21 protein-coding genes and 3 pseudogenes are annotated in these 25,597 nt (G+C 67.9%); 15 read left to right on the forward strand and 9 right to left on the reverse strand.

What is annotated here, in order from left to right:
* Window positions 1–232, reverse strand: a 232-nt coding sequence (locus ACWD6N_RS31630) for a transposase (RefSeq protein WP_450005791.1), incomplete at its 3' end; no start/stop codon positions are given.
* 72 nt (window positions 233–304) lie between these two features.
* On the opposite strand from ACWD6N_RS31630, the gene ACWD6N_RS31635 reads away from it, so the two are divergent.
* The 4 genes from ACWD6N_RS31635 (at window position 305) to ACWD6N_RS31650 (ending at window position 3,126) form a co-directional block, all read left to right on the forward strand.
* Window positions 305–841, forward strand: a complete 537-nt coding sequence (locus ACWD6N_RS31635) for an integrase core domain-containing protein (protein ID WP_450005758.1) — start codon at window positions 305–307, stop codon at window positions 839–841.
* A 77-nt stretch (window positions 842–918) separates the two neighbouring features.
* Window positions 919–1,290 (forward strand): hypothetical protein, encoded by a 372-nt coding sequence (locus tag ACWD6N_RS31640; protein ID WP_354967917.1) that lies wholly within the window; start codon window positions 919–921, stop codon window positions 1,288–1,290.
* On the forward strand, window positions 1,221–1,655 hold the full coding sequence (locus ACWD6N_RS31645; protein WP_354967915.1) for a RidA family protein: 435 nt from the start codon (window positions 1,221–1,223) through the stop codon (window positions 1,653–1,655). The genes ACWD6N_RS31640 and ACWD6N_RS31645 overlap by 70 nt, the downstream gene beginning before the upstream one ends.
* Window positions 1,656–1,680: 25 nt before the next feature.
* Entirely contained in the window at window positions 1,681–3,126 is a 1,446-nt protein-coding gene (locus ACWD6N_RS31650; protein WP_387329224.1) for an aminotransferase class V-fold PLP-dependent enzyme, read from the forward strand.
* A gap of 103 nt (window positions 3,127–3,229) precedes the next feature.
* Here ACWD6N_RS31650 and ACWD6N_RS31655 read toward each other — a convergent pair whose 3' ends face one another.
* Genes ACWD6N_RS31655 through ACWD6N_RS31665 form a run of 3 tightly spaced genes read right to left on the reverse strand, consistent with a single transcriptional unit; the run spans window position 3,230 to window position 5,759 of the window.
* Window positions 3,230–3,517, reverse strand: a complete 288-nt coding sequence (locus ACWD6N_RS31655) for a hypothetical protein (RefSeq protein ID WP_354967903.1) — start codon at window positions 3,515–3,517, stop codon at window positions 3,230–3,232.
* Window positions 3,514–4,209, reverse strand: coding sequence for an RNA polymerase sigma factor (locus tag ACWD6N_RS31660; protein ID WP_450005760.1), 696 nt, complete (start codon window positions 4,207–4,209; stop codon window positions 3,514–3,516). The genes ACWD6N_RS31655 and ACWD6N_RS31660 overlap by 4 nt, the downstream gene beginning before the upstream one ends.
* A complete protein-coding gene (locus ACWD6N_RS31665; RefSeq protein ID WP_450005762.1) occupies window positions 4,206–5,759 on the reverse strand; it encodes a sodium:solute symporter family protein in 1,554 nt (517 codons plus the stop codon). Before ACWD6N_RS31665 ends, ACWD6N_RS31660 begins: the two co-directional genes overlap by 4 nt.
* A 234-nt stretch (window positions 5,760–5,993) precedes the next feature.
* Here ACWD6N_RS31665 and ACWD6N_RS31670 point away from each other — a divergent pair, with 234 nt between their 5' ends.
* The 6 genes from ACWD6N_RS31670 to ACWD6N_RS31695 all read left to right on the forward strand — a co-directional run bounded on the left by ACWD6N_RS31670 (window position 5,994) and on the right by ACWD6N_RS31695 (window position 12,427).
* Complete coding sequence (locus tag ACWD6N_RS31670) at window positions 5,994–6,251, forward strand: DUF3311 domain-containing protein (RefSeq protein ID WP_354967906.1); 258 nt, start codon at window positions 5,994–5,996, stop codon at window positions 6,249–6,251.
* A 79-nt stretch (window positions 6,252–6,330) separates the two neighbouring features.
* Window positions 6,331–6,552: a DUF3311 domain-containing protein gene (locus ACWD6N_RS31675; RefSeq protein WP_354967907.1), complete on the forward strand. Its 222-nt coding sequence runs from the start codon at window positions 6,331–6,333 to the stop codon at window positions 6,550–6,552.
* Window positions 6,552–8,204, forward strand: a complete 1,653-nt coding sequence (gene mctP / locus ACWD6N_RS31680) for a monocarboxylate uptake permease MctP (protein WP_354967908.1) — start codon at window positions 6,552–6,554, stop codon at window positions 8,202–8,204. The genes ACWD6N_RS31675 and mctP overlap by 1 nt, the downstream gene beginning before the upstream one ends.
* A gap of 206 nt (window positions 8,205–8,410) precedes the next feature.
* The gene (locus ACWD6N_RS31685) at window positions 8,411–8,548 is read left to right on the forward strand and encodes a hypothetical protein (RefSeq protein ID WP_450005765.1); all 138 of its coding nucleotides are present in this window, start codon (window positions 8,411–8,413) and stop codon (window positions 8,546–8,548) included.
* Window positions 8,549–8,623: 75 nt separating this feature from the next.
* Window positions 8,624–11,686 (forward strand): amidohydrolase family protein, encoded by a 3,063-nt coding sequence (locus ACWD6N_RS31690; RefSeq protein ID WP_450005767.1) that lies wholly within the window; start codon window positions 8,624–8,626, stop codon window positions 11,684–11,686.
* Between the two features lie 18 nt (window positions 11,687–11,704).
* Window positions 11,705–12,427: a hypothetical protein gene (locus tag ACWD6N_RS31695; RefSeq protein WP_450005769.1), complete on the forward strand. Its 723-nt coding sequence runs from the start codon at window positions 11,705–11,707 to the stop codon at window positions 12,425–12,427.
* A 386-nt stretch (window positions 12,428–12,813) separates the two neighbouring features.
* Here ACWD6N_RS31695 and ACWD6N_RS31700 read toward each other — a convergent pair whose 3' ends face one another.
* The 4 genes and pseudogenes from ACWD6N_RS31700 to ACWD6N_RS31715 form a co-directional block, all read right to left on the reverse strand.
* On the reverse strand, window positions 12,814–13,809 hold the full coding sequence (locus ACWD6N_RS31700; protein ID WP_450005771.1) for a DUF4041 domain-containing protein: 996 nt from the start codon (window positions 13,807–13,809) through the stop codon (window positions 12,814–12,816).
* Between the two features lie 500 nt (window positions 13,810–14,309).
* Window positions 14,310–14,429: pseudogene (locus ACWD6N_RS31705) on the reverse strand (IS110 family transposase); the annotation flags it as partial.
* 87 nt (window positions 14,430–14,516) lie between these two features.
* Window positions 14,517–16,064 (reverse strand): alkaline phosphatase D family protein, encoded by a 1,548-nt coding sequence (locus ACWD6N_RS31710; RefSeq protein WP_450005773.1) that lies wholly within the window; start codon window positions 16,062–16,064, stop codon window positions 14,517–14,519.
* Window positions 16,028–16,828 (reverse strand): phospholipase D-like domain-containing protein, encoded by an 801-nt coding sequence (locus tag ACWD6N_RS31715; RefSeq protein ID WP_450005775.1) that lies wholly within the window; start codon window positions 16,826–16,828, stop codon window positions 16,028–16,030. The genes ACWD6N_RS31710 and ACWD6N_RS31715 overlap by 37 nt, the downstream gene beginning before the upstream one ends.
* A gap of 96 nt (window positions 16,829–16,924) precedes the next feature.
* Between ACWD6N_RS31715 and ACWD6N_RS31720 the strand changes: the two genes are divergently transcribed.
* From ACWD6N_RS31720 to ACWD6N_RS31730, 3 genes and pseudogenes are all read left to right on the forward strand, one after another.
* Window positions 16,925–17,152: a hypothetical protein gene (locus ACWD6N_RS31720; protein WP_450005777.1), complete on the forward strand. Its 228-nt coding sequence runs from the start codon at window positions 16,925–16,927 to the stop codon at window positions 17,150–17,152.
* A complete protein-coding gene (locus ACWD6N_RS31725; RefSeq protein ID WP_450005779.1) occupies window positions 17,142–17,342 on the forward strand; it encodes a DDE-type integrase/transposase/recombinase in 201 nt (66 codons plus the stop codon). The genes ACWD6N_RS31720 and ACWD6N_RS31725 overlap by 11 nt, the downstream gene beginning before the upstream one ends.
* A gap of 375 nt (window positions 17,343–17,717) precedes the next feature.
* Window positions 17,718–18,800: pseudogene (locus ACWD6N_RS31730) on the forward strand (IS110 family transposase).
* Window positions 18,801–18,831: 31 nt separating this feature from the next.
* Here the strand turns inward: ACWD6N_RS31730 and ACWD6N_RS31735 are convergent.
* Window positions 18,832–19,017 (reverse strand): annotated as a pseudogene (locus ACWD6N_RS31735) (ATP-binding protein); the annotation flags it as partial.
* Window positions 19,018–19,261: 244 nt separating this feature from the next.
* Here ACWD6N_RS31735 and ACWD6N_RS31740 point away from each other — a divergent pair.
* Complete coding sequence (locus ACWD6N_RS31740; protein ID WP_450005781.1) at window positions 19,262–22,378, forward strand: golvesin C-terminal-like domain-containing protein; 3,117 nt, start codon at window positions 19,262–19,264, stop codon at window positions 22,376–22,378.
* Window positions 22,379–22,495: 117 nt separating this feature from the next.
* Entirely contained in the window at window positions 22,496–25,591 is a 3,096-nt protein-coding gene (locus ACWD6N_RS31745) for a golvesin C-terminal-like domain-containing protein (protein WP_450005782.1), read from the forward strand.
* The last annotated feature ends 6 nt before the right edge of the window (window positions 25,592–25,597 follow it).

Raw genomic sequence — 25,597 nt, forward strand, 5'->3', positions numbered from 1 at the left:
GGATCCGATCCCAGGTGCCGTCGGCAGTCCACCGGCGCAGGCGCTCGTGGCAGGTCTTCCACGGCCCGAAACGTTCCGGCAGGTCACGCCACGGCGCACCCGTACGCAGCTTCCACAAAATCCCGTTGATGACCTGACGGTGATCCCGCCACCGCCCCCGCGCACCACCCGGCTCAGGAAGCAACGGCGCGATCACCGCCCACGCCTCATCAGTCAACTCACCACGACGCACCACCGACACATCGTCAACGATCAACCACTACAAGATCGGCAGGACACGCCCTAGGCGCAGGGCGTCCTGGCGGTGGACTTCTTCACCGTCGACACGGTGTTGCTGCGGCGGCTGTACGTGCTGTTCGCGGTCGAGGTGGGCAGCCGGTGGGTCCATGTGCTCGGTACCGCACATCCGGTGGAGGAGTGGGTGGTCCAGCAGGCCCGGAACCTGCTGATGGACCTTGGCGAGCGAGACGACCGGTTACGGTTCCTGCTCCGGGATCGCGACATGAAGTTCAGCGCCGTGTTCGACGCGGTCTTCGCCGCCGCAGGCATCGACGTCCTCACGACACCAGCGCGGGCACCGCGGGCCAACGCGTACGCGGAGCGCTGGGTCGGCAAGGTACGCCGTGAACTGCTTGACCGCGTGCTGATCTTCGGGCGTCGCCACCTAGAGTCGGTGGTAGCCGAATTCGTCGACCATGACAACTCGCACCGTCCACACCGTTCGTTGGCACAGGCACCGCCGCTCGGACCGGCCCAACCGCCGGTCGCCATCGCTGGCCGGCGGGTGCTGCGGCGTGATCGCCTCGGCGGCATGGTCGGCGAGTACTCGCAGGCCGCGTAGGCTGACCGACTTTCAGGCACCCACAGGGCATCGCCAGCCACCCTCCGCGCTGCTGGACCGCCTCGACGAAGACCGGCATGTTCGCAGCGGCGGTGTCCTCGGTGGCGCCGTCCCGGCAGCTTCCCAAAGTCGATCACGCCCGTCACCGCACTGCAGGCACCGACATTGCGGCCAAACAAATTGCTCAAGGCGGTAAACCGTACGCGCGCGGGATGCAACTTACGGATGACGACAAGCTCGCAGGCCTGCGGAAGTCGGCAGACATCCACGAAGAGCGGAGAGACGTGTGTCTCCTAGAACCTCCATTGTCGGATTTCGACGGACTCGCCTGGTTGCCGCAGTTCTCGCCTGCGCGCTGGCTGGCACAGCCGGTGCCGTCATCGCAGGACACGAACCAGCCGCCAACGCCAGCGAACAAAAGAACGGTGGCAAGCATCACCGGGTTGTAACGTCGCCGGACGCCCCGGCAGCGATAGGTCCGTACTCCCAGGCCATAGCTGTGGGAGACACCCTGTACCTGTCCGGCCAGCTTCCCATCGACCCGGTCACGAACAAGCTCCTGGCGAATGCGTCCATTGAGGACCAAACGCGCCAGGTCTTGAGGAACCTCGATGCGGTGCTGCGGGCCGGTGGAATGACCCTGGACAACGTCGTCAGCACCACGGTCTATGTGGCAGACCTCAATGAGTTCGCCCGCTTCAACACCGCGTACGCCGAGTTCTTCGGCAGTAAGCCGCCGGCCCGGGCCACCATCCAGGTGGCGCGGGTGCCGCAGGACGCCAAGGTCGAAATCTCCGCTATCGCGGTGCGATGACTCTAACTAGAAGGGGGACACAACTATGCTGAACACCGCCAACGCCCCAGTCCCTGGGGACACGCCGCCCCAGATTTCGCGTCGAGGCCTTCTCCAGTTCCTGGGCGCCGGCGCGGGCGCCGTCGCCGCGGGTGCGGCGGGGTTGAATTTCGCCGCCGCCTCTCCCGCGGCGGCATCCCCGCTGACCGCTGCCGGGTCGTCGTCGTTGCCGCTCGCGAACGACGCGAACTTCTGGCGCCAGGTCGAGAAGCTGTTCACCCTCAACAAGAAGGTCCTCTTCATGAACGTGGGGACAGTCGGCTCCCCACCCCGCGAGGTCCTTGACGCTCTCGACAAAACGAATCGGGACGTCGCCCGTGACGCCCTCTCCGCCTACAGCGACTTCGCCGACGTCCGGGCCGTCGCGGCTCGTGGATACGGCTGCGACGTGGACGAGCTCGTCATCTCGCACAACACCAGTGACGGCATGTCGAAGATCATCGCCGGGCTGAATCTGCGCGAGGGTGACGAAATCCTGACGACCAATCACGAGCACGGAGGCGGCCTCGTCCCGATGGGCATGGCCCGGGATCGGCACGGCGTTGTCATCCGGAAGGTGGCCCTGCCCGTGGGCAACGACCAGCGGGCTGAGGACTATGTGGAGCTGTTCCGCAAGGCGATTACCGCCAAGACCAAGGTCCTTCTGTTCTCCGCTCCGACGTACAAGACCGGGACGATGCTGCCCATCCCGATGCTGGCCAAGCTCGCCCAGGAATATGGCCTGACCAGCGTTGTGGACGGAGCACATATCCCCGGGATGATGAACTACAGCTTCCACGAGCTAGGCGTGGACTTCCTCGCCGGCTCCGCCGCCAAGTGGCAGTGCGGTCCGGGCGGAACGGGCGTGCTGTATATCCGCAACAAGGTCCTGTCCCAGTACAACCCGAACCCCCTGCCAGAGTTCTGGCCGGTCGTGTCCAGCAGCTATCCGGCGGAAGGCGGCGTACCGCCCCGCTCGACGACCGACAAGGAGAGCTACAACATCGGCAGTTACCTCCAGTCTGTCGGCAACGGCAGCCTGGCCTTGAACACCGGAGTCAGGACCGTCTGCGAGGTGTGGGACCGCATCGGACGACAGCGCATCGAAGACCACGTCGTCGGCCTGTCGTCGTACCTCAAGGAACTCGTCGCCGAGCGGTGGGGGGTCCAATCGTTGTACTCCCCGAAGGACGACTCTCGCCTGGTCTGCGCCCTGACGTCGTTCAACCCGTTCCGCAATCGCACCGATGTGCTCAACGCGGACAAGTCGGCCGAGTTCGTCGCGCGGATGAGCGACGAGTACGGGATCACCATCCGTAACAGCGACTTCCCCGTCATCGGATCGGCCCAGTCGCATCGCCCCGTCCGCATCTCAACGCACCTGTTCCACCAGAGCCAGGACGTTGACCGGCTGGTCGACGCGGCATGGAAACTGTCCGGCAAGATGGCCTGACAGCGGCCACGAGGCAAGGGGCGAGCGTTCGCGACGTCAGCGGGCGCTCGCCCTGCCGTGCGCCGCCGGCCCGGTGGTGGGCCGCCATGGCGCCGAACCCAGGTCAGGGTATGATCACGACACCATCGAGCCCGACCTTGCTCCCAGGGGCCACCGGCTGGTCATACGGCGTCGGTCTGGTGTGGTGGTGATTGCTGAGAGCCCACAGCCCGACCACATCAGCCAGGGCGAAGATCAGCAATGCCAAGATGACGGTGAGCAGCCGCCGGCGCCGTTCCCGCCGCTGCCATTCGCTGCGGGCGTTTGCATATGCATCCGGGGAAGTGACGGCTGTGGTCGCCAGCACCTGGAGGGTATCCCGCAGCCGGGTCTCGGTCTCGCCGATACTCATCGGGACGCGCCCATGAGCGTAGCCAGGGCGGCCATACCCCGGAAGATGTGTGACTTCACCGCCCCAGTGCTGATGCCCATGGCGCCGGCGATGTCAGCCTCCCTCAGATCCAGCCAGTAGCGCAGCACCAGCGCCTCGCGCTGGCGCACCGGCAGCTGCCGTAGCGCCGCCACAACCGCTCGCTGACCCTCCCGCAGCAGCACGGACGATTCTGCCGAGTCCACGACGCTGGCCTGGCCGGGGGGCAGCTCGTCTCCGGCATGACGGCGACGCACCTGCAGATGCCGGACGTGCATACGGGCAAGGTTACACACGATCGACCTCAGGTACTGTGGCGCTGCCGCCGGATCACGCAGCCGGTACCAGCGTCGATGTAGCTCGCAGAACGCCTCCGAGACCAGGTCCTCGGCGTCGTGGTCGGCGCCCAGCAGGAAGGCAAGTCGGACGAGCTGGCCGTGCAGTGAGTCGAACAGGGCGATCATCGCGGCTTCGCGTTCCACATCGTGGAGGTCGAGGCCGGGACCGTCCGCCAGCGGGCCGTCCGCCGGAAGCGGCACTCCTCGATGTTCCGCGCCGGCCGTGCCGGACGGGTTCGCTCCCGAGTCGTCGGGGTTAGGGCCGACAATCTCGGATTGCGCAGGCCGGTTGCGGCGATCTGAGGTGCCGTGGCGCTGCGTTCGATCGAGGTTCATGACTGCACCGAGCGCGAGGCCGCGGCCGGCAGCGTCCGCGTACTTCGGCGACCCACCGTCCGATCCAGCCCCCGGACGGGCCCCCATCGTCGCAACAGCAGCTCGGCCACGACGACGACAGCGAGGTTGACCGCGAGCCCAAGCAGCCCCGGATACAGCTGCGTGCTGACCGGCCCGAGGGACACCAGTACGGTCGGAGAGAACCCACCGTGGGCGACCATCGCAGTGCCCGCAATCATCCCGACGAACCAGCCGGTCAGCAGGGCTAACCGATGCGGTGCCCGGGATGCGAGGCCGAGGACCAGAGCAGGCAACGTCTGCAGGACCCACACCGCACCCAGCAAGTGAAGGTTGATGGCGTTCTGACCGTGAAGGCCCATGGCGAAGCCCAAGGCGCCAAGCTTCACGACCAGCGACACGACCCGGGCCACCTTGGTCTCCTGCTCCGCGGTCGCGGTCGGGTTGACATACTCCACATACACGTTGCGGGCAAACAGGGCCGAAGCCCCGATCGACATGACGGCGGCCGGTACCAGCGCCGCCACCACCAGGGCACCCAGCACGGCCCCGGACAGCCATGCAGGTGCCAGCTCGCGCACCAGCATCGGGACGGCGAGCTCGGCCCGTCCCGGCGGCGGCACGAGGCTCATGGCCAGCGCGGCCACGCCAAACACCGCGAACAGGCCCAGCAGGCCGGTCCAGCCCAGCAGCGTCACCGCCGATCGCCGAACGACGTCGTCGCTGCGGGCTGAGAACGCGACCATCAGCACATGCGGAAACGCGAACAGCGCCAAAGCTGACCCCAGCGCCAACGACACGTACGCAGGTCCCAGCGCTGGGTCCAGCACGACGCTCAAACCGCTGTCCCGCGCGGTGATTGTCCGCTCCGCCGCGGAGAACAGCTCCCCCGGTGAACCGACCCGGATCCACACGAGCGCCGCGATCGACACGGCGGACGCCGGGACAAGGACCGCCTTTCCAATGGAGACAGCACTGGGCACGCGCAGCCCGTGCCGGTAGGTCGACACAGCAAGTACCGCAAACACGACGGTGAGCACCAGGTCTCCAACCACACCGCCCGACTCCACCCCGAGCACGCTGAGCACCGCCCGTATGCCCAGCAACTGCAGGGCGATGTACGGCATCGTGGCCAGAATCCCGGTGAGTGCCACCGCAAGCGCCAGGCCAGGGGAGCCGTACCTGCCGCGGATGAAGTCGGCCCCCGTCACGTAGCCGTGAGTGCGCGCGATGCCGGCCAGTCGTGGCAGGACCATGAAGGCCAACGCATAGACCACGACCGTGTACGTCAGGGCGTAGAAGCCGACACCGCCGGAGCTGAACACCAGCCCGGGAACGGCCAGGAACGTGTAGGCGGTGTAGATCGTGCCGCCCAGGACACACCACGTCAACAGGTGCCCGTGGCTGCGGTCGGCCAAGGCCCAGCCGGCCAGGTCGCGTCCCGCGGGCAAGCGGCGACCCCGGCCGCGGGAGGCCACGAGGGCGACCACGGACGCCGACAGGACCACGACCGCGGCGACCGCCGCTCTCACGTCCACTTCCCAAGGTCGGCGTGACAGCAGACTGCGAACTCTGCCATGTGCTGCTCCTCCCATGCCGCTGGCGGGGTCCAGACCCGATGCGGGTAAACCTTCTGGGTTCGGACCGCAACTGAGGTGGTGAGGGAGCCAGCAGGGAGGGACGCAGCAGAGGAAGCAAAGTGATCGAGAGCTAATTAACCAGCTCGAAACTTGAGAATCAAGTGTCAGAGGTGATGGGAGAGACGTATGAACCCAGGCGAGGCGGGCGAGATGGTGGCACCCACCGCACAGCGTGCCCGCGTCTGGGCCTGTCTACAGGCGGTCGCTCTGGCGCTGCCCATGCTGGGCGCGGTGGCCACACCGGTGTTCGCCCGCGCCGAACCGCGACTCTTCGGCGTGCCGTTCTTCCACTGGTACCAGCTCGCGTGGGTCCCCTTGACGGCAGCCTGCTTGGCCTGCGCCTACCTGGCCCATCGGCGTGCCAGGCGGGCGGGTCCGCACTGAGTCCGGCCACCGCGCGGCCCGCCCCGACCATCGCGCGCATCGCACCGATTACCCCCGCATCGACGAACAGGAGCAGAATGTGCCGGCGAAGCCGAGAGCTAGAGCCAAGGACAGCAGCCCGTGGAACTGGCTGTTGTTCGTCCCGATCGTGGTGCCGTTGACCACGCCCGTGTTCAACTCGGACGGACCGCGGCTGTTCGGGTTTCCGACCTTCTACTGGCTGCAACTCGCCTTCATCATCATCGGCGTCTCCACCACGACGGTGGTCTACCAGATGACGAAGAAGCGGGGTGAGCGCTGATGTGGCGCGACCATCTCACCGAGATCATCATCTTCTGCTTGCTGTTCCTGCTGGTCAGTGCCATGGGATTCGTGGCGGCCAGGTGGCGTGCACCCAAGGACATGGCCCACCTCGACGAGTGGGGGCTGGGCGGGCGCAGCTTCGGTGGCTGGATCACCTGGTTCCTGGTCGGCGGTGACCTCTACACCGCGTACACCTTCGTGGCGGTGCCGGCGCTGATGTTCGGCGCGGGCGCGGCCGGGTTCTTCGCTGTGCCCTACACGATCATCGTCTATCCACTGGTCTTCCTGGTGCTGGTGCGGCTCTGGTCGGTGTCGCACCGGCACGGCTTCGTCACCCCGGCGGATTTCGTCCGGACCCGGTTCGGCTCGCCAACGCTGGCCCTGCTGGTGGCGATCACCGGCATCGCCGCCACCATGCCGTACATCGCGCTGCAACTGGTCGGCATCGAAGCGGTGCTCAAGACGATGGGGGTGACCGGCGAGAGCACCATCGCCCGGCACCTGCCGATCATCATCGCGTTCGCGATCCTCGCCGCGTACACCTACAAGTCCGGCCTGCGGGCGCCGGCGCTGATCGCCTTCATCAAGGACATCCTGATCTACATCGTGATCCTGGTGGCGATCATCTATCTGCCGTACAAGCTGGGGGGTTGGGGGGAGATCTTCGACGCGGCGGACGCCAAGTTCGACACCAGCCAGAACGCCGGCGACGGGATCCTGCTCAACGCCAACAACCAGTGGCAGTACATCACCCTGGCGCTGGGCTCGGCCCTCGCGCTGTTCCTCTACCCGCACAGCCTGACCGGCGTGCTGGCCAGCAAGAACCGCAACGTGATCAAGCGCAACATGTCGGCGCTGCCGGCGTACACCCTGCTCCTGGGGCTGATCGCGCTGCTCGGCTACATGGCGATCGCGGCCGGGGTGACCCCGTTGCCGGGGGCCAAGGAGGGCTCGGTGGACAACAACACCGTCGTGCCGCTCCTGTTCGACCAGCAGTTCCCGAGCTGGTTCGCCGGCATCGCGTTCGCCGCAATCGGGATCGGCGCCCTCGTCCCCGCGGCGATCATGTCGATCGCGGCGGCGAACCTGTTCACCCGCAACATCTACAAGGAATACCTGCGGCGCGACGCCACCCCGGCGCAGGAGGCGAACGTCTCGAAGATCACCTCGCTGGTGGTGAAGGTCGGCGCCGTCGCCTGCATCGTCTTCCTCGACCCGCAGTTCTCCATCGACCTGCAACTGATCGGTGGCGTGATCATCCTGCAGACGTTGCCCGCGGTGGCGCTGGGCCTCTACACCCGCTGGTTCCACCGGGGCGCGCTGATCGCCGGCTGGGTCGCCGGGATGGGGTTGGGCATGTGGATGCTCTACCAGGTGGCCAGCCCCACCCGGAAGCACTTCGGTGGCTCGGCGTTCCCGCTGTCGGAGTTCGGCTTCGACACCACCAAGACGATCTACGTAGGCATCGTGGCCGTACTGGTCAACCTGCTGGTGGCGGTGCTCGGCACGCTGATCCTGCGGGCCACGAAGGTGGCCGACGGCGCCGACGGCACCACCACCGACGACTACCACGCCGACGAGGGCGACGCCCGGCTCGTCCCCGCGCCGCGTAGGGAGGCCGGCGTGGACGCGCCCGAACCGGTGGCCTAAACCGATCGCAGGCCCCCTCCCGACCGCCGCCGGTCGGGAGGGGGGCTCACTGATCGCATACGACCACTGACCAAACTTCGGACTTACCGTCTAGACGAACGGGGTCGGGGCAGGCTGCTGCGGCGGCGGGTCCACGAACTGCTCCTACAACATGTGATCCGCGATCGTAATTCGCGGGTCCGATGTCCCACTGGGAGGAATCCTCGTTGGCTGACCCCACTCATCGTTTCGGACCGCAGCCGCCCAACGCACTGGTGCTGCTATGGAGCGAAGACGTCCTGGCCGATGGGCGCGGCCGTGTCTACCTGTCCAACAAGAACCAGGGCCTGTGGATCCTGCGCTGAACGGGACCCAAGAAGCCATCGTGACCGATGTCACCCGCGGCTCGGCGCGATCATCGCAGTGGAAATGGAGTGGCAATGGCCGAGATTACCCGACGCGAGGCGATGAGGACGATGGCGTTCGTGGGCCTGGCACCTGCCGTAGCGCCCAGCTTGTTCAGCGTCATCGACGTTGACAAGCAGACCACGGTTGTGGCTCCGGTCAGATTTGAGGCCAATCTGCTGGAAGGAGACGTCAAGGACGTGACGGTGACCATGACCGAGGGCACCAACATGGCCGCCGACGTGTCGCCCGACGGCACGACGATCGTGTTCGTGCTTCAGACGAGCCTGTGGAGCATGCCCGTTGGCGGCGGCGAGGCGCGCCAGCTCACCGGCTGGCAAGTCGAGGCGGTGTGGCCCGCGTGGTCGCCGGACGGCTCGCGCATCGCCTTCCAGAACTATTCGGACCAGAACTACCAGATCTGGACCATGCGGCCTGACGGATCGGACCTCGTGCAGGTCACGAGCGGTCCGTACGACCACCGTGAACCGGCGTGGTCGCCGGACGGAAGGAAGATCGCGTTTTCTTCGGACCGCAGCGGCAACGGGTCCTACGACATCTGGACCATCGATGTGCAGACGCGGGCATACGAGCGCCGCACCAGCCTGACCACGAATGAGCACTCGCCGGCCTGGTCGCCGGACGGCTCGCGCATCGCGTACGTCGATGGCCGCTTCGTGTACGCGGTGGATGCAGCGGGCGTGCGCCAGGAGCTGGCGAGCATCCCGAGTGGCAGCGCTCAGGCGCCGAACTGGCTGCCGGGTGGGCAGGGTGTCGTATTCCTGAACAACGCCCGTCAGATCGTGCTCGACGGCCAGACCGTCACCTCGGGCGAGGACATCTTCCCCTTCCCGGTGCGCTGGCTGCCCGACGGGCGGTTCCTCTACGCCGGCGACGGCAAGCTTCGCCTGCGTAATGCCGACGGCAGCGGTTTGAGCGATATCGCGTTCAGCGCGCAGCTTAGTGTGCAGCGGCCGGTGATCAAGCCCAAAGACTACCGCTTCGGCTTCAAGGGCGCGCGCCCGACGCACGGCATCCTGGCGCCGGCGCTGTCGCCCGACGGGATGAAGGTCGCCTTCGTCGCGCTCAACGACCTTTGGGTCATGGAGATCGGCAAGAAGCCGGTGCGCCTGACCGATGACAAGTTCCTCGACTGGTACCCGAGCTGGTCGAGAGACGGCGCGAAAATCTATTTCGGGTCGGACCGGCACGGGGGCGGCTCGCCAGAGCTCTACTCCATCGAGCTCGCCACGCGCACCATCACGCGGCTGTCCTTCATACCCGACCACGACGTGGTTGGCGGCGTGATCGCGCCGGATGGCCGCAGCTTCGCGTTCATCAACGACGCCCAGGCGCTGCTGGTCTACGACTTCGCGACGCGCCAGTCCCGGCTGGTTGTCAACCGCGTCGGCGGCGGAGCGACCGTCGGGCGTCCGAGTTGGTCGCCGGACAGCGCCACTATCGCCCTCGCCGACTTCCAACGCAACAACACGCGCTTCCGCGAAGGCCGCAATCTGATCCGCACCATCGATGTCGCCACTGGCGCCGCCTCCTTCCAGGAGCCTGCGCCGCACCCGAACGGAATCTCGGACCGGGTGGAATCAGGGCCCGCTTGGTCGCCGGACGGCAAATGGATGGCCTTCATCATGGATTCCACGCTGCACGTGCTGCCGGTGGACCACAAGGGCGTGCCGACGGGTCCTGCAGTTCAGCTCACGCAGCATGCGGCCGACATGCCGGCCTGGGGCGGCGACTCGCGCACTATTGTCTACGTCAGCAACGACCGGTTGAAGACCATCCGCGTCGACGGCACGGGCGAGCGCGACATCCCGCTGGACCTCAAGTGGCAGCAGGCCGTTCCGGCTGGCCGCACGGTGATCCATGCCGGCGGCATGTGGGACGGCATCAATCCGATCATCCACCGCGACGTCGAGATCATGGTGGTCGGCAACCGCATCCAGACGATCGGCCCCATCGCGCCGGGAGCCAAGGGTAAGGCGCTGGGCCTCGGCAAGAACGACCGGTTCGTGGATGCTTCGAACCTGGTGGTGATGCCCGGGCTCTGGGACTCCCACATCCACACACAAATGCTGGAGTCGATGGGCAACGTAATGGCCATGTTCCTCTCGTACGGCATCACGTCGGTGAGCTGCGTTGGCTGGACGCCCTACCACGCACTCAATCTCCGCGAGTCGCTGGAGGCCGGCAAAATGGTCGGGCCACGTCTTTTTACCGCGGGCGCTCTCGCCGACGGATTGTCGACCTACTACGCCCAGTCGCGGCCGATCAAGGACGAGCGGGTGGCGGACCTTGAGATGCAGAAGGCGCGCATCCTCGAGCTGGACTATCTCAAGGCCTACGTGCGTACACCCGTCTGGCTCATGGCCAAGGTTGCGAAGACGGCGCACGAGATGGGCGTGCCGAGCGGAACGCATCCGCTGTCACCGGGAATCCAGACCGGCTTAAAGGGAATCACGCACCTCTCAGCCACCCAGCGCTCGGGCTTCAGCCCGTCGCTGTCCCCGGGCGGCATTCTCTACCAGGATGCGCTCGCCCTCTTCACCGAGGGCGAGTCCGATATGGCGAGCACGAATCTCGCGCCCGCGCTCATCGGCGATGATCCGATGATCGTACAGGACCGCCGCTTCCAGCTCCTCATGCCGCCGCAGTTCGTGCCGGCCATGCTGCAGGCAGCGCAGAATCCGCCGACCGATGCGCAGCGCGCCTCTATCCGCACTACCTTCAACGCGCTCGCCGCGGTGCTTCGCGCGGGTACGCCCTTCGCGCTCGGCACCGACGCGCCGCTCAATGCGCCGGCCGTTTCGCTGCATCTCGCACTGCGCGCGATGGCCGACGTGACGAGCAACCATGAGGCGCTCCAGACCGCGACGGCGAATGCCGCCCGCTACATGGGCGTGGGGCATGAGCTGGGCACCTTGGAGGAGGGCAAGATCGCGGACCTGGCCATGGTGAACGGCAATCCGCTCGAGGACGTCGCCGATGCCGCTAGCGTGGAGCTGGTGATGAAGAACGGAATCGTGCACAGCGTCGGCGAGATCCTGCAGCCCTACGCCACCTCGGCCGCGTTGCAGGAATAGAGTCGCATTCTTGCCGCGATGCTCGATGACATGCGCGTGCTGCGTGACGCGGCGGCGGAGTACCGTGCGGCGGCGACGGCTGTGGGCCTCGACTGGCCCGATTACGCCGAAGCGCCCGTCGGGCAGCCACCCGACCTGGTCTACCGGCTCTTCGACGTGGACCACGTCGCCGAGCAGCTGACCTGGTTTCAGTCGCAGGGGTGGCACTCGCGGCGGCTGCTGCCCGACGGCGGATGGGTGATGCCGTGGCCGACCGACGGGGGCGAGGAACTTGACAGCCTGGCGTTCTCGATCGGTACGCCGTTCCCCTGGCGGCATCAGCTGCCGCTGTTCAACTTCGAGCAGCTGTTCTACACGTTCGTACTCGCGGGTTTCCATGAGGGCGAGATCTGGCGCTACGAGTTCACCCCCGACGCCTGGGGTTCGGCTCGTGCCGCCACCAGCCTCGCCGCGCTCTTCACCGGATGGACGAAGGGGATCACCGCGGGTGCGATGGTCTACAACGAGTTCAACCGGTGGCTGCAGGTCGGGGACGGCGTCCAGGATGACGTCGACCTGCTCCAGGAACGAGTTCCCGACGTCGACTTCCTGACCTTTCCGGTGTCCATGCCGGAGGAGCCGCTGATGAGGGCGCGACAGCGCGAATGCGGGGTCGACATGGACTGCATCGAGCGGGGCTTCGACTGCTACGAGGAGTTGTTCGCCACCGTCCAGGCCACTCGGAGGTCCCTCGGCGTCTGATCCGGCGCCAATCCCGGGACCACAAGCACGCAGTCGGCCAGCCACCGCACCGGCCCGCTCGGGCCGGTGCGGTGGCTGGCCGGTCAGCAGCGCTCGCACCTGGTGATGCCGACACGGGCCTCGCTCTTGGCGAGGTAGTGCTCGCGGTCCTTTGCGGGCACGCTGCCGGCTATGATCGCCCGGAAGGCCCGTCGGGGACGATGAAGGCGGGGACGGGGACGGGGACGGGGTTGCCGTTGCCGTCGAGCACCGGGTCGTCGGCGGCGGGCCGGGTGTCAGTGATGGTCGTCTGCCGGGCCGTGGTCTCCTCCTGGGGGTTGTGGTCGCCATGGTCGGTCGGCCACCGCACCGGCCCGCGCGCGGCAGGCCGGACGGAAGCAGGCCGGTCAGACGTTCGCTGCCTGCTTGCTGGTGAGGCTCTGCCGGTACTCCAGGGCCTCGGGCACCTCCTCGTACTGCAGGAGGTTGCCGGTCAGCGCGAGCAGGTGCCCCTTGGCCTCCTGCGGGGTGACGCGGAAGAACTCGCGGCGCTGGTTGACGAGGTTCACGCGGCGGTCCGCCAGGCGGGTGTGCATCTGGGTCTCGATGCCGACGGCGTCGTCGGAGAAGAACAGGGCGTGCACGTCGAAGTTGAACGGCACCGAGGCGTCGCTGAGCTCCCGCACCCGGTCGAGCGGGTCGAGCCGTCGGGTCATGCCGATCTTCACCATGTCCTCGCCGAACGCCCCGACGTTGGAGATCACGTAGACGTACCCGGCGCGGACGTTCGCGGCCCGATAGTCCACGGCGTCGGCCGCCGCCTCGACCTCGGCGAGGCGTTCCTCCATCTGGGCCACGCCCTCGGCGTCACCCTTGGCCCGAAGGGCGGCGAGCGCGTTGGCGTAGTGCTGCCTCTCCTTCTCCAGGCGGGCGCGCTCGCGCTCGATCTCCTGCTGAACCTTCCGCTCCTCGCGCAGGCGCGCCTTCTCCTCCCGCTCCCGCTCTCTCTCCTCGGCAACCTTCGCCAGGTAGTCCGCGGTGAGCTCGAGCTCCTTCCTGCGCAGGCGGTGGTAGTCGTTGGAGATCCGGATGTCCATCGACTTGCCCAGCCGCGCGATCGTTTCCGCCACCTTATTCAGGCGCTCGATGGCCGAGTCCAGCCGGTAGGGCTTGAGGCCGCGGACCAAGTTGTCGGCCTCGGCGTTGAAGGCGCGCAGGATGAGCTTCGAGTAGTCCCGGACCATGGCCCGTCCTTTGGCCTCGGAGCCGGAGACGGTCACGCGGGTGTCCGCCTGGACGGCGCCGCCATCCTTCATGGCCATGGCCTTGATCCGGTCCTGGGCCGTCGCGAGCTTGCCCTGGTAGGCGACGGCGTCGGTCAGCGGGTGCCGGTACTCGTACACCCGGCCTCCTGCAGCAGCACGGTCTCCTCGGTGACGACCACCTGCTGGCTCAGCGTGCCCACTCGCTGTTCGAGCTCGGCTGTCTGCTGCGTCAGCCGGTCGCGGTACTGCTCCAGCTCGAACGCCGCCATCTGCCCCAGGCGCCGCATCTCGGACTGCAGACGGTCGTGCTCGCCTCGCAGCTGGGTGAGCTCACCCTGACGCCCGTCCAATTCGCCCTGCAGCCTGGTGGCCTGGGCATGCCACGCGGTCAGCTTTTTCTGCAGCTCACCGTTCTCGGCGGCCAGCTCTCGCGCCTTGCCGCGGGCCCCGAACAGGGGGATTTCCTCGTCGACCCAGAGCTGCCACCCCGGAGGCGCAGGGCCCCATGCCGGGTCCGGCTTCCAGCCGGCCGGCGGTGTCCGAGCTCTCGGATGCCGGCCAGCGGCAGATCCAGTCATGGGCGACGACTGACCCGGCCCTGCCGGGGCAGCACCCCCGGCATACGGATGAACAGGCTCAGGGGCATGCGACGTAGCGACGACGAGCTTGCGGCGGCCGGCCTTGCGTAGCCCGGCCGGGCCGCCGCAGCGCGACAGCAGCTCCAGCGCGGCCTTGTCCTGCACCTTCGGGCCGAGCACGGGTCCGTCCGCCGAGCGGCGCTCCGCGTGGTCCGGCGAACAGCGCGACGGCCGCACCACGACAGCGCCGCCCGGCGGCGGCGCCGGTCAGGCGACGTCCACCTGGGCGCCCGGACGGCCGCTATCCACCACGAAGCTGGCCCGGGTGGACACCGGGGCACCCGGCTCAGTGACGTACGGCAGGACCCGGTAGTCGGTGCGCCACTGCTGCTGGTCGAGCTGGCAGCGGACGTAGCCGCGCCGGCCGTTGTAGAACCGCATGTGCGGGTTGCTGGCCAGCCACTCGGTGCCCCGCACGTCCAGGTCCGAACCGTTGCCGCCGGAGGTGATCGAGGTACCCAGGAACTCGACCCCGACGGTACGGGACGACTGGTCGTCGAAGTTCTGCTTCAGGTCGGCGACCATGCTGCAGTGCGCGTCGCCGGTGACGACGACCATGTTCTCGACGCCGCGCTCGACCACGCCGTCGAAGAGGCGCTGGCGGGCCGCCGCGTAGCCGTTCCAGTTGTCGTCGGACAGCTTCTTGCCGGGGCCCGGGTCCCGGTCCGCCTCGGCGATGACGGTCTGGTTGCCGAGCACGTTCCACCGCGCGGTCGAGGCGGCCAGGCCGTCGAGCAGCCACTGCTCCTGGGCGCTGCCGAGCATGGTCCGCGACGGGTTGTCCATTCCGGCCGGCACCTGGTCCGAGCGGTACTGCCGGCCGTCGAGGATGTTGAACTCGGCGAGGTTGCCGTAACGGAGCCGCCGGTACAGCCGCATGTCCGGCCCCTGCGGGATGCTGAGCCGGCGCAGCGGCATGTGCTCGTAGTACACCTGGTACGCGGCGGCCCGGCGCTGATGGAAGTCCTCCTGCGACTGCTTCGGATCTTCGGAGGTGCCGTCCGCGTAGTTGTTCTCCACCTCGTGGTCGTCCCAGGTCACCGCCCACGGGAACCGGGCGTGTGCCAGCTGCAGGTCAGGGTCGGTCTTGTACTGGGCGTGGCGGATCCGGTAGTCGCTGAGCGAGAAGATCTCGGTGGCGGGCAGGTGCGGGCGGCCGATCGCGCTGGCGCCCGGACCTTCGTAGATGTAGTCGCCGAGGTGCAGGACCAGATCCAGGTCCTCCTCGGCTAGGTGCCGGTAGGCGGTGAAGTGCCCGGCCGGCAGGTTCTGGCAGGACACAAAGCCGAAGGCGAGCCGCCGCCGATCCGCGTCGTACGCGGGTGCCGTGCGGGTCCGTCCGACCGGGCTGAGTTGCGTGCCCACCCGGAACCGGTAGTAGTACTCGCGATCGGGGCGCAGGCCGGTGACCTCCGCGTGCACCGAGTGTCCGAGCTCCGGTGTGGCCCGCTCCGCACCGGCGCGGACCACCCGCTGGAAGCCCTCGTCCTCGGCGATCTGCCAGGCCACCGGAACGAGCCGCGGCGGCATGCCGCCCGAACCGTCCACGGCGAGCGGGTCCGGCGCCAGCCGGGTCCACAGAACCACCCCGTCGGGAGACGGGTCGCCGGAGGCGACACCGAGGGTGAACGGGTTGTCGGCGAAACTGGGGTCGGCCCACGCCGGTGCCGAGGAGAAGCCGGCGATGGCGGCGGCGGCACCCGCGCCGGCCGCGCCCGTCAGCCCGAGGAATACGCGCCGGTTAAGAGAGGGCATGCGACAGTCCCTTCAGAGTAATAGAGGATCACCACCGATTCTTGGGACCGAGATTGCCGGCGGGTGGCCGCACGAAGACCGCAAGCGGACGCGTCCGCAGACATCGAGACTGTCCGGTCCCCGCATGCCCTACCGGCGATCCCGATGGTCGAGGCCGGCTGCCCCGTGGTCAGGATCGGCACGGGAAGCCGCTCTTCGAGTAGGTCACCCCAAAGTTGTATGCGTCGTTGAAGTGGGTGTAGTAGGCGTCGTAGAGCGGGCGCGGTGCCGCTCTCCGGCGCCATCTTGACGAAGATCTCGTCGTTCTCGTTGAGGGCGTCCCGCGTCCAGTTCTGCGAGCCGGTGTAGACGCGGTACTGGTAGGCGCTGCCGTACTTGCCGTAGGCCACGAACAACTTGTCATGCACCTTGTCCTTGCGGCGGATGGCCCCGCCGGCGTCGAGCAGTTCGTCGTAGACCGACTGGCTCATGGCGATGCCGCCGTCGGCGTTCGTACCGATGACCATCCAGACCTTGCACCCGGCGGCCCGGAACCGGGTGACCAGGTCGACGATCTGCGGGCGCCCGGTGATCACCGACGCCATGCCCACCCGCAACCGGCAGTTGGCGTCGAGGGTCAGGTCGTTGAGCCGGGTGACGAAGGTGTCGGTCGGCCCCGCGCCTTCTGGGGAGGCGTATGCGTCGGCCGCGGTCGCCTGGTAGTAGCCGCGGCCGGAGGCGCTGTCGTAGTAGTCGTTGCCGCTGTAGTGCCGGCGGTTCCACATGTCGGTGAAGTTGGCGTTGAGCCCTGCGGTGAGCGCGGCGTCGCCGTAGACGGTGATGGCGTTGTTGAACGCGTCCGGGCCGGTGGCGTAGGTCAGTTGCTCGATCCGAACCAGACGACGTTGCTGCGGGCGACGTCGTTCGGATCGGTGGTGCTGGTGAAGGTGAACAGCTTGGTGTGCATGTCGCCGGCGGCACTGGTGCTGATGCAGCCGTGGCCGCCGCTGCTGTTGAGGCAGAACTGGTGGTTGCTCAGCTGCTTGATCGTCGTGATGGCCGAGTCGGTCGAGGTGGCGTTCTTGCATCTACCCCGGCGTGCTGGATGAGCTGATCCCGCAGGCATGGCACCACGTCGAGCAACACGCGAACAACCCGATAGAAGCCGATCACAGCCAGCTCAAACAGCGATTGAGACCGATGCGCGGGCTACGAACCGACAAGACAGCACAGGTCATCATCTCCGGACACGCGTTCATGCAGAACCTGCGCCGCGGACACTACGAACTCGCCCGTTGAAGCCCCGCCGGCAACGCGGGTGCCTGCGGCGTTCCCCGCCCTCGCCCTGGCGATCTGACCTCGGACCGACACGGGTTCAACACGTCCGCCGATCCCTCAACGCAACTGTGAGTCTCGGTTTGCGGCTCTGGGATTGTGGAGCCGTTCTCCCGGGGCCGCGGTCTGACCCGCAACGCAACTGGCTCGGTTGATGCCTTCGCGCCGATCTGTCGGCTGTCGGTTCTGGGAGTACAAGCTGTCGCCGGACCGGTGGGGCGTGTCCCAATAGGGGCCTTGCTGCAACAAGGGCACCATCACAGTTCTGACCGCCCTGCCGGCCCGGCGATGGCCATCCGCCACCCGAGCCGATCAGGAGACGAACCACCGATGCCCAGCATGCCGCACCCAAGTGAGAGCAGCCAGAGCCACCCGCGCGATGAGGAGATCGTCCTCGGTGTCGACACCCACAAGGACTCCCACGTCGCCGCGGTCATCACCGTGCTCGGCGTGCTGGTAGCCAGCGCCGCGTTCCCGACGACGGCGGCCGGCTACCGGCAGTTGCTGGCCTGGGCGCGTGGCTTCGGCGTGTTATGTCGCGCCGGGGTGGAAGGGCACCGGCTCGTACGGGTCGGCCCTGACCCGACACCTCCGCCGGCAGAACATCACCGTCGTGGAGGTCAACCGACCGGACCGGGCTGCCCGGCGCCGCCAGGGCAAAACCGACGCTGTCGACGCCACCGCGGCCGCCCACGCCGTCTTGTCCGGCCGCGCGAACACCACGGCCAAGGCCGCTGACGGGCCGGTGGAGATGCTGCGCATGTTCAAACTCGCCAGAACATCCGCGGTCAAGTCCCGGACCCAGGCGGTCAACCAGCTCAAGGCCGTCATCGTCGGCGCCGAACCGGCACTACGCGAAACCCTGACCGGCCTGACCGGCACGGCCCTGATCCGATACTGCGCCAGCCTGCCGGACACGCCGCCACGTGACGTGTCCACCGCCACCGCCTACACCCTGCGCCGCCTGGCCATGCGCATCCAGGTCCTCACCCGGGAAGCCCGTGAACTGGAGCTACAGATCACCGCGGTCATCGACGCCCACGGCCCCGCACCTGCTGCAACGCAAAAGGCATTGGTCCTGACGGCGCCGCCGCTCTCCTCATCACCGCCGGCGACAACCCCGACCGGATGAACAACGAAGCATCCTTCGCCGCCCTCTGCGGCGTCAGCCCCATCGAGGCGTCCTCGGGCAAAACCCGCCGACGTCGCCTCAACCGCGGCGGTGACCGCCGCGCCAACGCCGCCCTCTACCGCATCGCCCTGACCCGATCACGCTGCGACCGACGCACCCGCGACTACCTCGACCGACGCACCGCCCAAGGCCTCACCCGCCGCGAAGCCATCCGCTGCGTCAAACGCTACGTCGCCCGCGAAATCTACAACCTGATCCGACAGCTCAACCCCACCACCGAGTTTCCCTGAACGGCTTGACAAACATAGGGGCATCGGCGCCCTTCAACGAGCGTTGGTGCTCGAAGTCGAACTCCTCCAGGCTTTTGCGGGCCGGGAACCTCGCGGCCCGGATGCGGCCCTCACCGCCGTGGGCTTCTCGGGCGGCGACTTCGCGTTGCAGGCAGGCAGCGAGGAACTCCTCGTGCGTCCACGAATCGGCTCGGGCCTGTTCCGCCAGCCTCTCTACGTCTCGACGCGCTCAATCCTCACCGGGACTTCCACGGCGCGGTTGACCACATGCAGCATGCGGGATATCTTTCCGTACCAGGCAAGTGGATTCCAGATTGGATGCTGCCAGGTCGCTCGCACCGAAAGCTCCGCCTCCACGCGCCGGCACAGCCCACCGTCGCCGCCCTACCGCAGCCGACTTCGCACCACGCTCGGCGTGAACCCGCCCTGCCGCATCGCGACGCTCTCAGCTAGGAGCCACCATGCTGAAACGCCCCGCACTGTCGGTTCTCCTCGTCGCCGCGGTCACCGTCGGGTCGGGCTTGGTCGGGGCGGTCCCCGCTGCCGGCCGGACCGGCGGCGACCCGCCGCGCCAGCGAGTGGTGGACGCCGGTGACAGCATCGTGATCACCGGCGAGACCTACCGGATGCGGATCATCAAGGACGGCTTCCGGTACTCGTTCGACAATTCCTCCGGCGCCACGGTTGCACCGGCCCATCCGGACTCGGGTCTGCGGATCAGGTACGCCGGCGGGCAGGACGTCAGCGACGCCGAGGCCACTCGGCTCGTCTCCGGTCCGAGGTCCGGCACGGCAGTGCTGGACGTGACGATGACGGACGGGTCGCAGGTCAAAGTGCACGTGCTTCCATCCGACAGCTACGCGCGGATCCTGGTGCCGAACCTGCCCGGATCCAGCAGCACGATCGACTTCCGTACCGGTGCGGTCGCCCCGGCGTACGGGCTCGGGGACTACGGGTCGTTCGCCGACGGCCAACCTGAGCAGGGGACGCCGTGCAGTGGAAACGTCGAGGCCAGGCCGAGTACGGAGCTGACGGGGCTGGTGCTGGACAACCTGACGAACGAGGGCAGTTGCAAGCGCTTCGTCAGCAACTTCACCGTGTTCCCAAAGCAGCGGTTCGCTCAGGTGTGGTTCGAGGACGGGCGGAAGCGAGTCGGCCTCACCGGAACCGAGAACCGGCTCGGCGCCGCCGACGTGGACTCCGTCGACAGCCTGTACTACTTCGTCGGCCGTGACGTGCCGCAGGTGTACGCCGACTACAAGCAGGTCCGCAACCGGCACGGCTACCTGGACTCCCGGCCGGACGAGTCGTTCTTCGGACTCGGCTGGGAGGCGTACGGCGCACTCGGCTGGGACACCTACCAGTCGTCCGTCGTCGAGACGGTGCAGGACTTCCTCGCGCACGGCTATCCGCTCAGTTGGGGCGTGGTCGGATCCGGCTTCTGGCCTGGCCCCCGCGGCAACAAGGTCGAGGGCACCACGAACAGCTTTGGCATGTGGGACGACACCGCCGAGGACGGGCGCGCGGACGGACTGCCGAACCCGCGATACCCGGATCCCGACGCGTTGAAGCGGCTCTTCGCCGACAACGACATCAAGCTGCTGCTGGGGGCGCGAAACAACATCAAGGCTCTGCCAGCCGACGGCGGCAACTACAACCTGCGGTACGACGGGCCGTTCCTGCAGGAGGCGCTGGAGCGCGGCTTCCTGCTACGCAACGGCGACGGCACGCCCCGTGTCGTGACTCGGGCGCAGTTCCCCGCCGGCGCCAGCTACGTGCTGGACGGATCCAACCCGGAGGCGGTGCGCTGGTTCGTCGACCGGCTGCGCGCCTGGGGTGTGGACGGGTGGAAGGAGGACACGATGCTCTACGACCCGAACCTCCACCTCGACGGCAACTGGAACCCGGTGCAGGCCGCGATGCACGATGCTGGCGACCTGGTGATGGTGCGGAACGCCGGGTACTCCGTGCCGGGCGACATCATCCGGATCAACGACACCATCTACGGCACCGGCGAGGTCTACCACGAGGACCCGGACCGGATGCCGGTCAACCTCCTCAACTACGCCGCATCCGGTGCCGGCAACCTGTACGGCGACTACGTGGGTGGCACGCCAGGGCCGTCGATGCAGGACCCGGCGTACCAGCAGTACTTCGTCCGCAACGCGCAGTTCAGCGCCATGTTGCCGGTGATGGCGTTCGGCAAGGGCCCGTGGGAACTCGGCCGCAGCGACTACGCGGCAGCGGTGAAGAAGATGGCGTTGTGGCACGAGGCGCTGCGCCCGTACATCTACGACGCGGTGCTGGACGGGCACGAGAGCGGGTTCCCCACCGCCGTGACCCCGCTGCCACTGGCCTATCCCGACGATCCGAACACCTACGGGCTGGCGAACGACACCGCCCGCCAGTACGAGTGGATGTTCGGTGAGTCCCTGCTCGCCGTGCCGGTGTTCGGCGCCGACTTCGAAACAGCGCAGGCCCGGGACGTGTACCTGCCGGCCGGCAAGTGGATCGACGTCCAGAGCGGCGCGGTGTTCCACGGGCCGACGACGCTGCGGAACTACGCGATCGGCACCGACCGGATCCCAGCGTTCGCCGGCGGCAAGGGCGTTCTGCTGACCACGCAGGCTGGAGCGCTGACGGCCGAGGTGTACCCAGTGTCGACCGGATCCCGCTACACCGCCGGGCGTGGGGATGACGCGATCACCATCGAGAATGCCAACACCGGCTGGGACACCGGCTCCCTCGCCGTCGTCGACCGCGCGAGCGGGCAGTCGGTCGCGTACCGGGTCGACCAGGTCACCGGCGTGTTGCGGTTCCCGGTGACCGTGGGCCACACCTACCGCCTTGTGGGCGGTGGGACCGCTGAGCACACCGTCGGGCTGGACACCACCGCTCCCGGGCAGGTCACCGGAGTCGGGCACCGCACGGTCGGCGGGATCACGACACTGAACTGGGACGCCACCGACAACGCCCGGGGCTACGTCGTGACCGCATCGCTGAAGCAGGCGTGCGTCGTCGCCCCGGAACGGATCATCGGCTCCTCGACCGGCACGAGCCTGGTACTGGGCAGCGACGGTGTGGCGGGCACGTACCGGGTGACGGCAACGAACAGCGCGGGCAGCGGACCGCCGTCCGCGCTTCACGTGATCGCACCGACGAGCGGTGGTGGCGGTGCCGCGGCGGTCGTCGTGACGAACGAAGGCACCCCGCCGACCTGCGATGCCGAGACTCCGGCCTACAGCGAGGAGGGACGCTGGCTGTCGAGCAGCTTGAAAGGTTTCGACGGCTCCGGCACCCGCTACACCTCGACCGCCGGCCTGACCGTGACCTGGCGAGCTGACCTGCCTGCGGGGACCTACCAGGTCGACGTCTGGTCACCGAAGCACACCAGCTGCAGCACCAGCACGACGTACACCGTCGCCGGCACGAGCGTCCCCGTCGACCAGTGCGCCACCGGCGGCGAATGGCATTCGATCGGCACGCATCAGCTGACCGAGGGGATCACGCCGGTCACCCTGACGTCCGGCTCGGGCACTACCCGCGCCGATGCAGTCCGCTTCACGCCGACCGGGTGACCGTCCCACCGCGGCCGTTCGCTCAACCGGGCGGTGCGGCGCGCCCGACGGTAGCCCATCGCCTGAGGATGGAGTAAACAGATGTTCGCCCGTCCACCACTTCGCGTCCTTCTCACGATGATGACGGCGCTCCTGGTGCCGTTCGCAGTCGTCGTCCCGTCGTCCCCGGCAGCGGCCGCCGAGGCAGTCGTCGTCACCCCCTCGACTCCCGGCGCCTACTCCGAGACCGGAACCTGGGCGAACGCCCGGGACCCCGGTCACGACGGCTCTCCCTCGCGGTACAGCCGGACCCCCGGTTCCACGGCCACCTGGACCGTCGTGGCACCCGCCTCCGCCAGGTACGACCTGGCCGTCTACTACAGCGCGAGCGTGGACAACGCCAAGGTGGAGTACGCCTGGACCGGAGGACCGGACACCCCGACGGTGGTCAACCAGGCCGTCGGCGGCAACGCCTGGCGCCAGATCGGCTCCACCTACCTCGACGAGGGGCAGATCTTCACCCTGACCGTCACCGCGACCGCGGGTCCGGCGGTGACCACCCCCAACCTCAACGTCATCACCCGGGCCAACGCGGTGCGGTTGCTCGAGGTGGCCGGCGACGAGGAACCGGTCGCCGACTGCGGTACGGACGACACGGCGGCACCGATCGTCGACGCGGCGGAACAGCGCTTCCCCTCCTACCGGCTGTCGCAGCACGGCACCATGGTCTCGCTGGCCGGCGACGGCTGGACCGTGTCAATCGACCGTCGAGGCTTCCGCTACGGACTCCAGGTCGACGGCACGTCGGCCGCGACGCCGCATCCGACAGCCGGGTTGCAACTGGCCGTTCCGGGCCGTGCCCCGTGCGACGCCGTCGCGGCGACGTTCACGGCGGCGGACGCGTCGAGTGCGCGGTTCTCCGTGACCTTCTCCAACGGCCGCCGGGCAGAGGTCACGGTGGTGCCGGCGGACCATTCCGTGAACCTGCGGGTCACCGCCGCGGACGCGAGCACCGGCAGCGTGCGGGCGCAGGTGGCCGGCGGCATGAACCCCGCGTACGGGCTCGGTGACCTGGGCGGATTCCGGACCGACCTGAACGTCTACGGCATCCGCGACCTCGACTACTACGCCCAGAACAGCGCGGGCACGACGAACCAGCGCTTCGTCTCGACGTTCACCGTCTTCCCCGGCCGGAAGCTCGCCCAGGTCGTGCTCTCGGACGAGAGCCTGGCCGTGCAGGTCGACAGTGCCGCCACCCTGCTCGGTGTCAACGGCCCGCAGATGTCCGGGCTGCACTACTTCTTCGGGGACATGCAGACGATCTACCGGCGCTACGCCGAAGTCCGGCGGAGCGCGGGCTATGCCGACTCCAAGCCGGACTACACGCTCTTCGGCGTCGGCTACGAGTCCTACGGGGCGCTCGGCTACAACACCAACCAGCAGACCATCACCGACTCGGTGACGACGTACCTGGACAAGGGCTTCCCCCTCAGCTGGGTGGTGACCGGCTCGGGGTTCTGGCCGTACGGTTCGGGGAGCGCCCAGGGCACGACCTCGAGCTTCGGCCTCTGGGGCGCGAAGTACCCGGATCCCGACGGCTACAAGAAGTTTCTGAACGACAACGGGATCAAGCTGCTGCTCGGAGCCCGGCAGTCCTTCCGCGCGTTGCCGGCCGACGGCGGCACGTACGACCCCGCTCTGGACGGTGACGGCACCGCCGTGGGCATCGAACGGGGCTACTTCATCAAGGACGCGAACGGCAAGCCGCGGGTGTTCCGGCCGGTGTCGTTCCCCAACACTGCGATGTACCTGATCGATCCGCACAACGAGGAGGCTGTGCGGTGGTTCGTGGCCCGCAGCCGGGAGTGGGGCGCGGACGGGTACAAGGAAGACCACATGTTCGACGGCACCGCGAACCGGTACGTCAACAACGCGCTGGTGAACCCGATCAATGAGGGCCTCGAGGACGACGGCAAGCTCATGATGGTGCGCAACAGCGCCTTCTCGGTGGCGGGCTCCATCCTGCGGATCAACGACACCGACTACAACCACGGGCCGGGGGACCGCGACCGCACGGTCGTCAACGGACTCGCCTACGCCGCCAGCGGTCAGCCCAACTTCTATCCGGACATCATCGGCGGTCGGATCATCGGCGACCTGGAGACCAACACCTCGAAGCAGCGGTACCTGACCCGGAACGCCATGATGGCCGCCATGTCGCCGGCGATGTCCTTCGGCAACGAGCCGTGGCGGATGAATGACCCCGCCCTGGTGGCGGCGACCCGGAAGGCCGCACAGTGGCACGCCGAGTATCAGCCCTACATCTACTCGGCGGCCGTCACCTCGTACGAGACCGGCTTCCCCTCGACGGCGACGCCGCTGCCCGTGGCGTTCCCCGACGACCCCCGGGTCCGCGACCTGGCGTCCGCGGCCAGGAAACAGTACGAGTGGATGTTCGGTCCGTCACTGCTGGTCGCACCGCTGTACGGCGGCGACACCGACACGGCCATGTCCCGTGACGTCTACCTTCCGGCCGGTGAGTGGATGGACATCGAGACCGGTGAGCGGTTCTCCGGCCCCATCACCCTCACCGCCTACCAGCAGCCGTTCGGCAAGATTCCCGCCTTCGTCGGCGGTACGGGCATCCTCGTCCACGATCCCGGAGCGCGGGATCCGGGCGACGCCGTCGCCGCCGGGGACGTGCGGGCCAGCGTCTACCCCGTCGCCGCACCCGGCGCCACCTTCACCTGCATCAGCAGCGACGGACACGCCCGAAGCCGGATCACCGCGAAGAACACCTCATGGTCGCCGGAGGACATCGTCGTCCGGGACTCATCGGGCGCCGACATCGCCTTCAGCAGGAACCCGGTCACCGGGGCGATCGAGTTTTCCGTCGAGGCGGGGTTGGACTACGTGGTCTCGGACGCTGATTCTCCCGAGTCGGGCCTCGAGGTCGTCGACGTCCGGCCGGCCGGGCCGGTCGTCACCGACCGGGCAGTGCCCGTGCAGTTCGGACTTGTGGATCAGTCCGGGTCCCCCGCCGGCCGCGTCGTCACCGAGGTGCTGCAGGCGGCACCGGACGGCGCCGAGCGGCAACTGGAGTTCGAGACGGACGACCAGAACCGGGTCCACACCGTCCTGAGGACGCAGGCCGGCGTCGCGGGAGCCTACGTCGTCGTCGTGAAGGCGGCGGACGGGCGCCGGTTGGCGCATTTCACCGTGAAGGTCACCTGACACGCT

The organism is Micromonospora sp. NPDC005163 (assembly GCF_053599835.1).